The organism is Virgibacillus sp. FSP13, assembly GCF_054048505.1.
The window spans coordinates 51,059-64,613 of the sequence record NZ_JBSVKG010000023.1 but is presented as its reverse complement, the minus strand read 5'-3'; the positions used below and the strand labels follow the sequence as shown (position 1 = coordinate 64,613).

Here is a 13,555-nt window from a genome sequence, read left to right as displayed (position 1 = left end):
CGTTTTTTCCGCTTCGGAGGCTGAAGCCGTGCCCGCGGAAAGCGAAGTATTCTGCCGGAGCGGAATCCAAGTACTTTTTCACTGTGTCGCAGTTTGTTTCAAATGCGATTAACCCAAAGTCAACTTGAGCAGTGAGTCTCCATCCTTCCTCATCCTATCAATGCTTATTTGTCCATTTCACGCTGCGAAAGTTAATTTAAAAACAATGATCTTTTAGAAATAAGCCTGTTAAACAAACAACTGTGCGATTTGATAAACAATCATCACGACCATTTCATAGAATCCTTTTATGCCTACCTCTAAGAACGATGCCATTTTCTGTGTAAAACTAGCTGGTGAATCAATATTTGTTGGTGTTTCACTTTCGATTTCAATAGTATCGTTTGTATCCTGCTCCACGTCTTTATCCGACACAATAACTTCTTTTATTTCCTCTTCTTGGTGGGCGTTATCATCTTGTCCACGATCAATCCCTAACAACATACCGGTTAAAAAGCATACAGCCAACAACAACAACGTGATAAAGGAGCGTACCATCCGACTATTCCTCCTTTGCATCCGCGTTTACTTTTTCGGCATCCCAGTAAAAATCACTAAAGACTTCTCCTAATGCATCTGCGGAGCGATACAATTCCTCAAAGTTATTTTCCACACCGCCAAATTCAAACAGCAAGGAATTACCCGATAAGTCCTGGTTATATACCCCGTTATTTCCCGCACCACCACGTTCAATAAATCCTCTGCTTAGGCCAGGATACTTTTTCTCAAGACGATTATGCAGCTCATAAGCAAGCTTTAAATTCTTTTCATTATCTGCATAATCTGCTCCAACAACAATCATAATTCTGGCATACTTTTTTCCATCGATCTCTACCGTTGTTTTATTCTTAGGAACAGAATCTCGATGAATATCAAAAGCAAATTTGTTATCCTTATTATTTGCAAAGGCTTCTTTTACTATTTCCCGTGAAGCATCATAAGACTGCCAATACTGCCAATCCCTTTTATTTAATTCACTCATAATGTCCGTATGGTCTACAGTTGTCCCAATACCATTAGCTTCTAATGCCTTGGCAAGCCTGTCACTTACCTTGGTAATGTTAACTGTATCATGTTGAGCCAAGTCCTTATCTTTTACTTTAGGTAGATGCGGTAAAAAGGATTCCCTATTATGTGAATTATAAAGAAATACAACGTCGCGATCGCCAGTTGTTGGTGTATCTTTTTTATCTGTATCTGTGTTTGTATCTGTTTGATCCGATTCATTAGGCTCATCCAGAACAGCTTCTCGATCTTTCAATACTTCTTCTAGTGGGGGTGACGATTCAACAGGTAGATTCGTGTAATCTGTACCTTCCCCTGCCACAATAATTTTTGTATCAAACGTTGAAAAACCAGGTAATTCATTGCCCAACAAACTTCTTGGATCATTCGGCTTAATGCTTGTCGCCATCTGGAAAAGAGTTGTCGACACCTTTGGCAATTGTTTATCATCTGGATACGCCTTCTGAAGCGCCCGGTTTTCCATCCCCATCAAGTACAAAAAAGTAGTACTATCGATTTCGCTTGTCCATTCCGTAATCGCATTGGAAGAAAATCTGTATGCCGGTGAAATGCTTGTTAATATACCTATTGAAACGAACAAAATTATTACACATAGTAAATATATTCCACTTTTCTTATAGATACGATTTAATAAACTTCTTTCTTTATTAGGTTGGTTATAATTATAATTCCGACTCATTGTTCCATCCCTTCCGAAGTCTGCGTCATTGGTAAAATCTATGTCGCAGCTTCAGAAACTAGAACAAAGTCTTTTATTTTTTTTCAAAAAAGTAGACCTTACTAGAGGTTGTTCAAAAAGTCACCAAATGATAAGCGGCGAATCTCTTCGTTGGTAGAAAGGAACTTCTACTAAACCCGCCCACGTCAATAGCCAACGCAGAAGTCAGCACGTCCTGTGCATGTCCGGTCCTCAAGACTACTCCGCCTCGACCTTCGACGCACAGGACAAGGAAGGCTACGACAGCGATACATCGCACGAAGAAAAAGTGTATTTCTTTTTCGAGGACGTGCTAGTGTCGGCGTTGGCTATTGACGTGACGAACTTAGTCGACCTTGCTTCTAATTTGGCGACTTTTTGAACACGCACTACTAGAGATAAAAACTATCTTGAATACGAAGCAAAATTATCTACATCAACCTTCTCATGTAATGCAGCATTTACACCATTCGCAATAACATGAGACATGTCAATCATAAACCCATCCACTTCTTTTGGTGTCACCATTAAATTATGCCCGATTGGCGTAAGAACCTCTTTTATTAGTGATTTTTTTTCGTCTTCTGATAGAGTCCCCACTATCCCTAGAAATGTTTGTCGTTTTTCCTCGTCAGGTAAATCAGCTTCATTGAATTTCTTCTCTCCAAAAGTTAAGCTTGCAGGTGCTAGTGATTTGGATGGTCTATCTTTTTCATTCCATTCCCTACCAAAATGTTTTAACATAAAATCAATCGTATCACTCGTAATTGTAACTGCATCGACCACGGTCGGAACACCAATGGCAATTACTGGAATTCCCAATGTTTCTTTACTTAATTCCTTTCGTTTATTCCCTACACCAGAGCCTGGATGAATCCCTGAATCGGAGAGTTGAATCGTTTCATTGACCCGCTCAATTGACCTTGAAGCCAGTGCATCAACTGCTATAACGAAATCCGGCTCGAATTTCTCGATAATACCGAATATAATGTCGCTCGTCTCAATACCGGTTACCCCCATTACGCCCGGAGTTACAGCCGCTACGGAACGATACCCATCGGCAACCGTTTCCTGCTGGAGTTTAAATAAGTGACTTGTTACAAGGACTTTTTCAATTGTCATTGGACCAAGTGCATCAGGCGTCACGTTCCAATTGCCTAATCCAACAATTAAACCGGTAGCATCGTCTGGAATGTTGTTTTTTGCTAACAGCTGCTCCAGTTCTCTGCCCAGAATTTTTGCAGCAGCCTCTTGTTTCGCTGTATCCTGTTTTTTTACTCCGTCAGCATAAATGGTAATATAAGTACCTTTCTTTTTACTAAGTAACTTTTCTCCTTCTTCATCTATTTCTACATAGGAGATATTAATGTTATTTTCATCACGTTCTTTAATAGTTACGCCATTTATTTGATCCTTTTGGGTTTCGTTTTTTTCTACGTACATATCCTTTGCCTCGACAGCCAAATCTGTCCGAACTTGATAATTTTGTTCCTTATCTTCCATTTTGATACACCCTTTCCTGATATTTTTCTACAGTTTCATTAACCATAGACTACGCAAATCAACAGGAATTCATACAAAATATTACATTAGACAACACATAGCTATTGAAAACAATGCTTCTGTTTGGTAAAATGACTTTTGTTCACAACTGTTTCGAACGGTTGTTATTAGGAGGTGAAACAATGGCTAATATTAAATCTGCAAAAAAACGTATTGACGTAAACAATAAAGCCCGTGTACAAAATCAGGCTGATAAATCTGAAATGCGTTCCCAAATCAAACGTGTTGAAAAATTAGTTGAAGCAAAAGATCTTGAAAATGCAAAATCTGCTCTTATTTCTGCTACAAAGGTTATTGATAAAGCAGTTCAAAAAGGGATCGTTCATAAAAATAGTGGTAATCGTCAAAAATCCCGCTTAGCAAACAAAGTAAATGAATTAAGTGCTTAATCCAAAAACGATCCCTTTAAAGGATCGTTTTTTTATTAGGAAAAACAGTTTTTTTATTACCTTGTCTGGATCAAATCATATAATAACAATTCAAAGGCAAGTTCTTTTTCCATTTTCCCTTGTTTCATTGCTGTATCAGCTTCTGTTAATTTATCCATTATGGTTTGCAATGCATCAATGGTAAATTTGCTCTCCCTACTATAAGCTATTTTAACAACATATGGATGGACACCTAATTGCTTTTGCATTTGAAACTGACTATACCCTTTTTGTTTCAATAGCTTCACCCGGAAAATGGTACGAAACTGAAAGGCTAATAGTGCGATCAGCGCGATTGGCTCTTCTTTCATTTTCTCAAGATCCTTGAAGATGGCAATTGCTTTATGTATATCCCGTCCAATTACAGCATCGACAAGTCTTAAGGAAGAACTGTTTGTAGTATGGGAAACCAAACTTTCGGCTATCTCTCGCGTTACCATACCACCATCACCTACATACAAGGCCAATTTGTTCAGTTCATTTTGCAGCAAATGAAGGTTCGTTGAAATTTCTCCTTCCAGTATATCGTAGGCCTCAGGTGCAATAGTAATGTTTAGGTTATCAGCTTGATTCTTAATCCACTTTGACACTTCTTGCTCTTTGATCGGGCTGCAGTTCGCAACAGCACCATGTTTTTTGAACAATTTGCTTATTTTTTTGCGTTCATCAATTTTTTCGTATGTAGCAATAAAAACAACGACGGAATAATCTACGGGATTTTCAATGTAGTGCTGTAATACATTTATATCATGATCAAAGGGTAGCTTGTCCGGTTTCGCTTTTAAAAATGTTGGATTATTGGCAATGATTAATTTCTTTTCTCCAAAAAAGGGATAGGTTTCGGCATCTGATATCACTTCTTGAATTGGCGTTTCTGCTAAGTCATAGGAAACCAAATTTTCATAATCGTCTGTCGGTAAAACAGTTTTGGTAATTTGTTTCTTTAAATTTTGTATGAAATAAGAATCCGAGCCATATAATAAATATATTGGTGAAATTTGCTTGTTTTTCACCTGTTTTAAAACGTCCATATATGCCATACGTTTCACTCCAAATTATGTATATATATCATCGTAAAACGTACCCATCACAATAGCAAGCACAAAACACAGTAGCTAAAAACTTTTTATTAAAAGTGGGTTGAGGGGATTACTGTTCTTAATCCCCTCAAGGATCTATATAAACGTTTAAATCACAGCCCCAGGAAACTGTTCTTTAAACGATATTTGCTTTCACTAATAGAATGACCATTCCTTGTGAAAGTATAGCTGTTAACTCTTTCTAAAAATGGAGACGCATGTTTTTGCGAAATTTTCCATGCGAAAGTGGATTTTTTTGTGGATTTATTTTATACTAAATATGATATAGGAGGGATAGATGTGAACGAATTCGAAAATGACGTACAGTCAAAAAATAATGATGTAGTTGATTCTATAAAAGGCTTTGGTTTCTCATTTGTATTCTTTGTCCTAATTTTTGTGATTGGTGCAGCCATCAGTGTTATAGGATCGTAAGACAATTTATACTTAAAACTTTATCTAAACAGAGGGACTTCCAGAATGGGCAGTCTCTTTTTTCATCTAGATTAGCTTATGGTAGGAACTTAAAAAATGTGCCTTGTTTACTTTGATAACGGAATGTAACTGCACCATCTGAATCAGTTCGCATTAAATAAATCCCCTCTGCTTCCAGCCTAGCCAGGACTTCATTTGCTGGATGGCCATAAGCATTGTTTTTTCCTACAGAAATAAGTGCATATGTTGGAGCGAACTGGGTAAGTAAAGCTTGATCTGTTGATGTATCACTCCCATGATGAGCTACTTTCAGAACATCAACCGTCAAATTTGGATAACTCGCAAGTATTTCTTGTTCTGTACTTTTATCAATATCCCCGGTAAAAAGCCAAGACAACCCTCCCAATTCTGTATAAAATACGAGTGAATTTTCGTTAGCAGTGGTCTTTTCGGTATTTGGCGAGAGGACAGAAAATGACTGATTAGCGATCGTAATTGATTGGTCCTTTTCAATACGCTTAATGTCCACCCCATATTTTGTCCATTCAGAGGCCTGTTTCTCACTAAACGGAAAATAATTACTCACGATGACCTCCTCTACATCCATTTCTTCTATTAGGAATGGAATACTTCCAATATGATCAGTATCTTCATGCGTCAAAAAAACAGCATCGATTTTACTAATTCCTCGTGATAACAAATAAGGCCTAATAATTTGTCGATAATTTTTATCCGATAACTGTTCGTCACCAAAAGTCACCTTTGCACCTGCATCCACCATAATAACACCACGACGATAAGGCAATTCAATTATAAATGCATCTCCTTGCCCAATATCAAGCATTGTTACTGATCCAGTTTGAGAAAAATACGGCTTTAGTGTTATTCCGATGATGAAAATGGTTAAAAAGCAACCGTATTGAAAGGCGTATCTCAACTTCTTTTGCTGCATCTTTTTCATGAATAAAAAGAACAAACAGTGATATAACAGGGCACCTGCAATGGTTATTGAACCAATTACAAGTGGAAAATAGAAGGTTTGATCAATAGCCTGAATAATGGAAATGAAGATACCATGCATCAACACAAATATACGGTCAAGAATGGCGAGCAACGGTCCAGAAACTGGTGAAATTACTAATAATAGAAACATCAGTGGTATCACAAAAATTGAAAAATAAGGGACAACCGCAATATTGAGTAAAATGGATAAAGGTTGGAACGTATAAAAATAGGCAACTTGAAGTGGTAAAATCATCATTTGTGAGACAAAACTTATTTGTAAAACGAGAAAAATCGGTGAACTTGTTTCAGCCAGCCATCGTTTCGACAAAAGTAGTCCAAACGTTACTAAAAAAGATAGTTGAAAACCAACACTGTACACTATATATTTATCCGCAAGTATTAATAAGAGGAATACTATACTTAATCCATCTGTTACGCTGTATCGCAGTTTTAATTTTGCTAACACAATGAATAACATTGCCATTACACTTGCACGCCAAACAGATGGTTCACCACCAGCGACAATTGCATAAAATGGCAAAAAGAACAACATAACCCATTGTGCTTTTTCTTTGGTAAGTAAATTCAGTTTAATAAGCATAAAATACAATAACGTTACGATTAACCCTACATGCAATCCAGAAATTGCCAAGAGATGTGATAATCCCCATCGCTGAAATAATTCAATCGTGTCTTCACTAATCATTGAATCATCGCCAAGCACTAAGGCAGTTAACCAGGAAGCTGTTTCTGGACTTACCTGTTCATGAATATGACGAATTGCTTTAGTACGCATCTCATAAATATTGGCCATGGCAGATGAACCAGAACAAGTAATATCTTCAAGTGAATTTAGAGTTACTTGATAGGCAATTCCTTGGGAAAGTAAATAATTTCGGTAATCAAACTGCCCGGGGTTTCTACTTCCATCCGGACGTTCTACCTTGCCATTCAGCTGACAGGAGGCACCATCCTTCAACATAGCTATATTTTTGTAAAGTACATTTTCATCTTTAACTGGAAAATAGACAACGAGGAATTTGGTTTTAGTAGATTGATCACGAAGCACGAAATCAATTTTTTTCACTGTGTTATTTATCGGTCCGACAATTTTCCCTGATAACTGGGAAGCAGTATCGTTAGGAGTTGGTTGTTCAATCGGGGTTATCGTTGGAATAAATGCATAGAAAAAGAGGAAAAGCGTTAGGGAAATGATGATCGGTATTTTCCCTAACCTATTAGAAACATACAAAAGCAAAAGCCACAACATTAATCCACCAGCAAACCAGTACGTATGAAAAATTGTTGTCAAAATACTCACCGCGACTGAAATAGCCGGAAAATGCCAATATCCTTTCACGTTACTTATCACCTTGTTTCAATAAAGATTAAATAATTTCTTTGCTTCATTTTTAAGTGAAGAAAGTCGGTCATTTGTTGATGTATCCTCAAGATTTTCTAATAATGATTTAACCAGTTCTGTTTTTTTTGCAGCATTTTCATCAATTGCAACATAATTTAACTCTACTTTCTTGGTCTCAACTCCAGCTTCTCTAAATAAATCAATTGCATATGGGTGATTTTTATAATCTTCTGCGTAGTAAACGGATTTAATACCACTCTGAATAACTTGCTTGCAGCATTGTAAGCAAGGGAAATGCGTAACATATAATTCAGCACCATCTGTTGGGACACCAAATTTAGCACATTGTAATAATGCATTCGCCTCAGCATGAACGGTACGAACACAGTGTCCATCAATTACATAACACCCTTCATCAATACAATGAACGCCGCCGGAAACACTACCATTGTAGCCACCAGCAATAATGCGTTTATCCCTAACAATGGTTGCACCTACCATTAGTCTTGTACATGTACTTCTTAACGCTAATAAATGGCTCTGCGCCATAAAATATTGATCCCAAGATATCCTCTCCATGAAAATATACTCCTTTATTATCATTTGGTAATGCTTTGTACAGGCACTATAAAATTATAGTTTACATGTATGGTTTCGGATTCGTCAATTCACTATGGAACTTGAATATCATCTTTAAGATTTTCTAGCGTTTTTTCGCCAATTCCGGAAACCTCAAGCAAGTCTTCCACTGCATGAAAAAAACCATTTTCTTCTCGATACTGGATAATTGCTTGAGCTTTTGAAGGGCCAATTCCATTTAAACCTTCAATTTCTTCTTTTGTTGCATAATTTAATTTAACTTTGTCATTACCATTCGTAGGAGAACTTAATCCTGACTCAGGTTCTGAACCTGTACTTACTTCACCCATTTTGGGGATCGTAATTACCATTTCGTCCTGTACTTTCTGGGCTAAATTCACCATTGTCTGGTCAGCCTGCTCAGAAAAACCACCCGCTAATTGGATTACATCGTTAACCCGGGTATTTCCGTCTATTTCATATACACCCGGGTTCATCACTTCACCTTTGACGTCAACTATTACCATTTGATTTTCTATTGTCTTATTATTAGATTCATCTTTTTGGGAAGTTTCAATAGGAGTAAAGTCAGAAGCAGGATCTTTAGCATCATCATCATTGTTAATTACCAAAAAAATAATAATAACAATGCTTAGCAAAATAAAAAGTGCACTCTTCTTTAATAATTCGATGTTCATAGAATCACACCTTTCATTAGAGGTGAAAAACTGTAGAAAACAAAATACGAGAGATTATCTATACTATTCGACATAAACTCCAAAAATCCTTCAACAAAAAGAAAGATCGAAAAAATATTATTTTCCCGATCTTTTTTCTGCAACAAAAAATATTCGTTCTGTACTGTCTGTCACGCTTTTCGGTCTAACAGAAAAATCACCAAATAAATGTTGAATTTTAAAGCCAGCTTCTTGTAATAATTTCTGATAAACCTCAATTGAAAAAGTCCGTTGGTGATGATATTCATCAAAACGAACATAACTGTCATCATCATCGTCAGCAACAAAAAATGTTAGGTCATGATACATATCACCGGTTGCTTCCCCTGGGGAACAGAACCATATATAAGAAATAGCATCATCCACCAGTGCGAACGTTTCGCCTACAAGATGATTTTCAACATGATACAGAGAATGCACGTCAAAGATAAACATTCCTCCTTCATGAAGCATATTCGCCACATGATGGAAAACGGTCGCAAGCTCCTCTTCAGTTGTAATATAATTGATGACATCACAGTAACTTACAACTGCATCCATACCGGTGATTCCCTCTAAAGACCGTAAATCTTGATGAATCCACTGAACCGCAAGACCCGCATTGCTAGCACGCTGCTCGGCATAGCTGAGCATATCCTCTGAATAGTCCACCCCGATCATATCGAACCCTGTTTTGGCTAACTTTGTTGTGATTTGGCCTGTGCCACACCCTAAATCAGCAACCATCTTAATTTTTTTATCCGATTGCTTGAAAATTTCTTTTGTTACAGCTACCCACTCATCGTATGGCGCATCAAGCATCAGTTGATCATATAAATAAGCCATTTGTTGATATGCCATGTTTTATCCTTCTTGCCCGAAGTTTAATGTAACCTGGGAAGCATCGCCCCATAAACGTTCTAAATTATAATAAGACCGCTCATCTTTATGGAAAATATGACAGACAATATCGCCAGTATCGACTAATATCCAACGCGCTTGTTCAAATCCTTCCAAACGTTTGACATTTATACCTTCTTCTTCAACCGTATCTTTAATGGATCTGGCAATTGCCTGTACTTGTCGCTCATTACTTCCATGACAGATTAAGAAATAGTCCGCAACTAATGAAACATTTTTCATATCCAATGCAATAATATCTTCGGCACGTTTATCATCACATGCTTCTGCTACGTTTTCTAGAATTTCTTTCGTTTCCTTCAAATTAGTTACCTCCATTTAATTGCTTTGTTAAATCATTATATGCATGAAAAGTATCTGGATATATACGTGATTGTTTCTGCATTAAAAATGCGATCGTATTTTTCAGTGTTAGCCAACATGCATGGGTTAAATCCTGTTCTGCCATCCCTCTAACTTCATCTAAGCCCGGGAAGGATCTGCCAGGTTCAATATAGTCAGCCAATAAGACAACCATTTCAAGATTGTTCATGTGTGCTTTCCCAGTAGTATGATTATGGATGGCTCCAAGAACCTCCTGATCGTTAATACCATGCTCTTGATTTACCAAAATTGCCCCGACTGGTGCGTGCCACAATTCATGATGATATTGTAATAAATCATTTGGCAGTGAGCTAGATAAAATGATCCGTCTCATTTCATCTAAGGAACGGAATTTTGCATAATCATGTAAAATTCCCGCTAATTCCGCCTTCTCTTCGGGTACATTAAATCTCCTCGCTAATTCAACAGCTGTTTTGGCAACCCGTAAAGTATGATCAAACCGTTTTTCAGTAAGATGAGGTTTAACGGCTGCAATAGCATCATTTATTTCCATATAACTGTTTCTCCTTAATAAAAGTTTCCACCTTTTCTGGTAGTAAATACTTGACTGATTGGTTCGATTTTAGACGATCTCTAATTAAGGTTGATGACACATCGATCATCGGAATATCCAATTCAATAATTGAATAATTCGTATGTAACTGATATCCTTTTCGTTTTACACCAACAAATTTAACAATATCCATTAATTCATCAATTCGATCCCATTTAGGCAAATATTCGACCATATCAGCCCCAATAATAAAATAAAACGTTATATCAGGATATGTATCATTCAATAGATTCATTGTATCAAACGTATACGATTTTCCTAAACGATCAATTTCAATTGTATTCACCTGAAAATCTTTATTGTTCGCAATTGCTCTGTTAACCATGGCAACACGATCTGCTGCACGTGTTCTAGCCTTTTGTTTATGTGGTGGTTCATATGAAGGAATAAACCAAATTTCCTCCAATTCAAGCTTATTTTTTACTTCTTCAGCAATCAGTAAATGGCCTAAATGCGGTGGGTCAAATGTCCCTCCTAGAATACCAACACGTCTCATAATGGCTCCTTTATGGTAACTCGATATGTTTATTTTCTTCCGACTCTTTATATAAGACAATATTATTGCCAATTATTTGTACGACTTCTGCCTCTGTTCCTTCTGCTAATTGTGCAGCAACATCATCCTTTTCTTCCAAACAATTTTGCAAAATGCTTACTTTTAGTAATTCTCTCTTTTCTAATGCCTCTTTTATTTGTTCAATCATATTCTCATTCACGCCGATTTTTCCAACTTGAAATATCGGTTTTAATTGATTAGCTTGTGAACGTAAATATCTTTTTTGCTTACCTGTTAACATATTATCTTCCTTCCAAAATTTGTTGTAGTTGATTTTCCATATCACCGATTGGAACATGTTTATTTGTCCATATCTCAAAAGCATATTGTGCTTGATACAAAAGCATTGTATGACCATAATGGATCATTGCTCCAGCGTTATTTGCTTGTTGTAGAAATTTTGTTTCAATTGGTTGATAAATGATATCACTTGCCAAACTAGTACTGTCCATGGGTGACTTTATTGTTAAAATCGTTTGGTCTTGATTCGGTTTCATACCAACAGATGTCGTTTGAACGATCACATCATACATATTTAATCTTTGCTGTAAATCATCTAAAGATAAAATAGTCGTTTTGGTATCACTTTGTTGTAAATCGGCAATAGCTTCTGCGCTTTTCATTGTTCGATTGGCAATATCTATGAAAAGGAACCCCTCCGTAACAAGTGCATCATAAATCCCTCTGGCCGCACCACCTGCACCAACAATTACTATTTTTTTATGCTTGTCCGAAAAAATAGCAGGATAGTGTTCCTTTAGTGATCTGGTATATCCTTTACCATCTGTATTATAACCAACCCATTTACCCTCCCGATTTACCACCGTATTCACTGCACCAATTCGTTCAGCTTCAGCATCTAGTTCATCTAAATAAGTAATTATTTTTTGCTTATATGGGACGGTTACATTAAAACCATCAATCTGACTATCCTTTAGTTCCTTCATTTTTTTATCAAACGATTCATTCGGGTTCATTTCTTTTATTACGTAGTTTCCGTTTAACCCAGCTTTCTGTAAAAATTGTTCATGAATCCATGGTGAAAGCGAATGTTTAATCGGATAACCAATCAGAGCAAATTGATAATTCATTCAGCAACCAACCTCCTTTAGATCAATGATTTCCGGATAGACACGGCTACATCTTTTGGGCTATGTGCAGTAACTGTGGTTTGATAACCAGGGACACTCACCCAGCCTAGGCCAGGAAAAACGATATCTGTTTTCCCGTCATTTAACCGATACGTTGTGCTTGTGAATTCTGGTAACTTCTCCAAAGTTTGTTCATCAGGAGGTGCTAATAGCTCCCCTTTATGCTCTTCATATAATGAATCTGCATTATCAAGCTTTGTTCGATGAATCGGTAGCTGATTAGAGAAGTAACAAACGAATGATTGTTTATCTCCTTTTAGAAAATCCAAACGAGCAAGTCCACCAAAGAATAATGTTTGACCACTATTCAGTTGATAAATTCTCGGTTTTATTTCCTTATTCGGTGTAATAAGCTTTAAATCCTGCTCAGAAACGTAATGGGCTATTTGCTGTTTATTCACAATTCCTGGTGTATCAATTAATGCAGTCGATTCATCTAATGGGATTTCGATAAATCCAAGTGTTGTTCCAGGAAAATAAGATGTTGTAATTACATCGTTTACCCCTGTTGAATGCTTAATTAGTCGATTAATAAACGTTGATTTGCCTACGTTTGTTGTTCCGACAATGTATACATCCTTATGAGCACGAAAATACTCAATAGCTTCGGTTAATGCATCCATTCCATACCCCTTGGCTGATGAAATCAAAAATACATCCTCTACACGTATTCCCATTTCTTTAGCTGATGATCGAAGCCAATCGGTTAACTTCCGTTTATTCGTTGATTTTGGTAATAAATCCATTTTATTTCCTACCAAAATGATCGGATTATTCCCGGTTATCCGTGGCAAACTTTTAATTAAACTTCCACTAACATCAAATATATCAACGATGTGAACGACTAATCCACTTGTTTTTCCGATTTGACTAACCATCTGTAAAAAGTCATCATCACGAATCGAAACGGACTGTATCTCATTATAATGTTTTAAACGAAAGCAACGTTGACATAAAATAGTATCCTTTTGAAGTGCTGATTCTGGTGTATAGCCAATTTCTCTCGGTTTAGCTGTCTGAATTGGGGCACCACAGCCTTGACAAAGTCTTTTTTCCACCA

Annotated in this window: 16 protein-coding genes; 2 read left to right on the top strand and 14 right to left on the bottom strand. The window is 36.8% G+C overall.

The genetic code is table 11. From position 1 onward, the window contains the following. Positions 1-228: 228 nt before the first annotated feature. The 3 genes from ACW2QC_RS16355 to gpr all read right to left on the bottom strand — a co-directional run bounded on the left by ACW2QC_RS16355 (position 229) and on the right by gpr (position 3,265). Positions 229-537, bottom strand: a complete 309-nt coding sequence (locus ACW2QC_RS16355; protein WP_457545010.1) for a hypothetical protein — start codon at positions 535-537, stop codon at positions 229-231. A 4-nt stretch (positions 538-541) separates the two neighbouring features. After that, positions 542-1,744 (bottom strand): stage II sporulation protein P, encoded by a 1,203-nt coding sequence (gene spoIIP, locus ACW2QC_RS16350; protein WP_457545009.1) that lies wholly within the window; start codon positions 1,742-1,744, stop codon positions 542-544. A 423-nt stretch (positions 1,745-2,167) separates the two neighbouring features. Continuing rightward, the gene (gene gpr / locus ACW2QC_RS16345) at positions 2,168-3,265 is read right to left on the bottom strand and encodes a GPR endopeptidase (RefSeq protein ID WP_457545008.1); all 1,098 of its coding nucleotides are present in this window, start codon (positions 3,263-3,265) and stop codon (positions 2,168-2,170) included. A gap of 182 nt (positions 3,266-3,447) precedes the next feature. Here gpr and rpsT point away from each other — a divergent pair, with 182 nt between their 5' ends. Further along, on the top strand, positions 3,448-3,714 hold the full coding sequence (rpsT, locus tag ACW2QC_RS16340; RefSeq protein ID WP_457545007.1) for a 30S ribosomal protein S20: 267 nt from the start codon (positions 3,448-3,450) through the stop codon (positions 3,712-3,714). A 56-nt stretch (positions 3,715-3,770) separates the two neighbouring features. Here the strand turns inward: rpsT and holA are convergent, their stop codons facing one another. Further along, positions 3,771-4,793, bottom strand: a complete 1,023-nt coding sequence (holA, locus tag ACW2QC_RS16335; protein ID WP_457545006.1) for a DNA polymerase III subunit delta — start codon at positions 4,791-4,793, stop codon at positions 3,771-3,773. Positions 4,794-5,132: 339 nt separating this feature from the next. On the opposite strand from holA, the gene ACW2QC_RS16330 reads away from it, so the two are divergent. Continuing rightward, entirely contained in the window at positions 5,133-5,267 is a 135-nt protein-coding gene (locus tag ACW2QC_RS16330; RefSeq protein WP_457545005.1) for a YqzM family protein, read from the top strand. Between the two features lie 76 nt (positions 5,268-5,343). Here ACW2QC_RS16330 and ACW2QC_RS16325 read toward each other — a convergent pair whose 3' ends face one another. The 10 genes from ACW2QC_RS16325 to yqeH all read right to left on the bottom strand — a co-directional run bounded on the left by ACW2QC_RS16325 (position 5,344) and on the right by yqeH (position 13,553). Further along, complete coding sequence (locus ACW2QC_RS16325; RefSeq protein WP_457545004.1) at positions 5,344-7,632, bottom strand: DNA internalization-related competence protein ComEC/Rec2; 2,289 nt, start codon at positions 7,630-7,632, stop codon at positions 5,344-5,346. A gap of 18 nt (positions 7,633-7,650) precedes the next feature. Next, positions 7,651-8,214 (bottom strand): ComE operon protein 2, encoded by a 564-nt coding sequence (locus tag ACW2QC_RS16320; protein ID WP_457545003.1) that lies wholly within the window; start codon positions 8,212-8,214, stop codon positions 7,651-7,653. A 92-nt stretch (positions 8,215-8,306) separates the two neighbouring features. Next, positions 8,307-8,912 carry a helix-hairpin-helix domain-containing protein gene (locus tag ACW2QC_RS16315; RefSeq protein ID WP_457545002.1) on the bottom strand — a complete coding sequence of 202 codons (606 nt, stop codon included), beginning with the start codon at positions 8,910-8,912 and terminating at the stop codon, positions 8,307-8,309. 117 nt (positions 8,913-9,029) lie between these two features. Further along, on the bottom strand, positions 9,030-9,791 hold the full coding sequence (locus tag ACW2QC_RS16310; RefSeq protein WP_457545001.1) for a class I SAM-dependent DNA methyltransferase: 762 nt from the start codon (positions 9,789-9,791) through the stop codon (positions 9,030-9,032). Between the two features lie 3 nt (positions 9,792-9,794). Next, complete coding sequence (rsfS, locus tag ACW2QC_RS16305) at positions 9,795-10,154, bottom strand: ribosome silencing factor (protein ID WP_457545000.1); 360 nt, start codon at positions 10,152-10,154, stop codon at positions 9,795-9,797. A 1-nt stretch (position 10,155) separates the two neighbouring features. Next, positions 10,156-10,728, bottom strand: coding sequence for a bis(5'-nucleosyl)-tetraphosphatase (symmetrical) YqeK (gene yqeK / locus ACW2QC_RS16300; protein WP_457544999.1), 573 nt, complete (start codon positions 10,726-10,728; stop codon positions 10,156-10,158). Then, positions 10,715-11,284 (bottom strand): nicotinate-nucleotide adenylyltransferase, encoded by a 570-nt coding sequence (locus ACW2QC_RS16295; protein WP_457544998.1) that lies wholly within the window; start codon positions 11,282-11,284, stop codon positions 10,715-10,717. The genes yqeK and ACW2QC_RS16295 overlap by 14 nt, the downstream gene beginning before the upstream one ends. Positions 11,285-11,294: 10 nt before the next feature. Then, entirely contained in the window at positions 11,295-11,585 is a 291-nt protein-coding gene (gene yhbY, locus ACW2QC_RS16290) for a ribosome assembly RNA-binding protein YhbY (RefSeq protein WP_457544997.1), read from the bottom strand. A 1-nt stretch (position 11,586) separates the two neighbouring features. Next, positions 11,587-12,435, bottom strand: coding sequence for a shikimate dehydrogenase (aroE, locus tag ACW2QC_RS16285; protein ID WP_457544996.1), 849 nt, complete (start codon positions 12,433-12,435; stop codon positions 11,587-11,589). 17 nt (positions 12,436-12,452) lie between these two features. Continuing rightward, complete coding sequence (gene yqeH / locus ACW2QC_RS16280) at positions 12,453-13,553, bottom strand: ribosome biogenesis GTPase YqeH (RefSeq protein ID WP_457545015.1); 1,101 nt, start codon at positions 13,551-13,553, stop codon at positions 12,453-12,455. Positions 13,554-13,555 lie beyond the last annotated feature (2 nt).

Coding starts and splice junctions, on each gene's coding strand:
- ACW2QC_RS16310 (WP_457545001.1), bottom strand. CDS start 9,791: ATGGCATATCAACAAATGGCTTATTTATATGATCAACTGATGCTTGAT.
- ACW2QC_RS16295 (WP_457544998.1), bottom strand. CDS start 11,284: ATGAGACGTGTTGGTATTCTAGGAGGGACATTTGACCCACCGCATTTA.
- ACW2QC_RS16315 (WP_457545002.1), bottom strand. CDS start 8,912: ATGAACATCGAATTATTAAAGAAGAGTGCACTTTTTATTTTGCTAAGC.
- yqeK (WP_457544999.1), bottom strand. CDS start 10,728: ATGGAAATAAATGATGCTATTGCAGCCGTTAAACCTCATCTTACTGAA.
- spoIIP (WP_457545009.1), bottom strand. CDS start 1,744: ATGAGTCGGAATTATAATTATAACCAACCTAATAAAGAAAGAAGTTTA.
- ACW2QC_RS16355 (WP_457545010.1), bottom strand. CDS start 537: ATGGTACGCTCCTTTATCACGTTGTTGTTGTTGGCTGTATGCTTTTTA.
- ACW2QC_RS16320 (WP_457545003.1), bottom strand. CDS start 8,214: ATGGAGAGGATATCTTGGGATCAATATTTTATGGCGCAGAGCCATTTA.
- gpr (WP_457545008.1), bottom strand. CDS start 3,265: ATGGAAGATAAGGAACAAAATTATCAAGTTCGGACAGATTTGGCTGTC.
- rpsT (WP_457545007.1), top strand. CDS start 3,448: ATGGCTAATATTAAATCTGCAAAAAAACGTATTGACGTAAACAATAAA.
- holA (WP_457545006.1), bottom strand. CDS start 4,793: ATGGCATATATGGACGTTTTAAAACAGGTGAAAAACAAGCAAATTTCA.
- aroE (WP_457544996.1), bottom strand. CDS start 12,435: ATGAATTATCAATTTGCTCTGATTGGTTATCCGATTAAACATTCGCTT.
- yhbY (WP_457544997.1), bottom strand. CDS start 11,585: ATGTTAACAGGTAAGCAAAAAAGATATTTACGTTCACAAGCTAATCAA.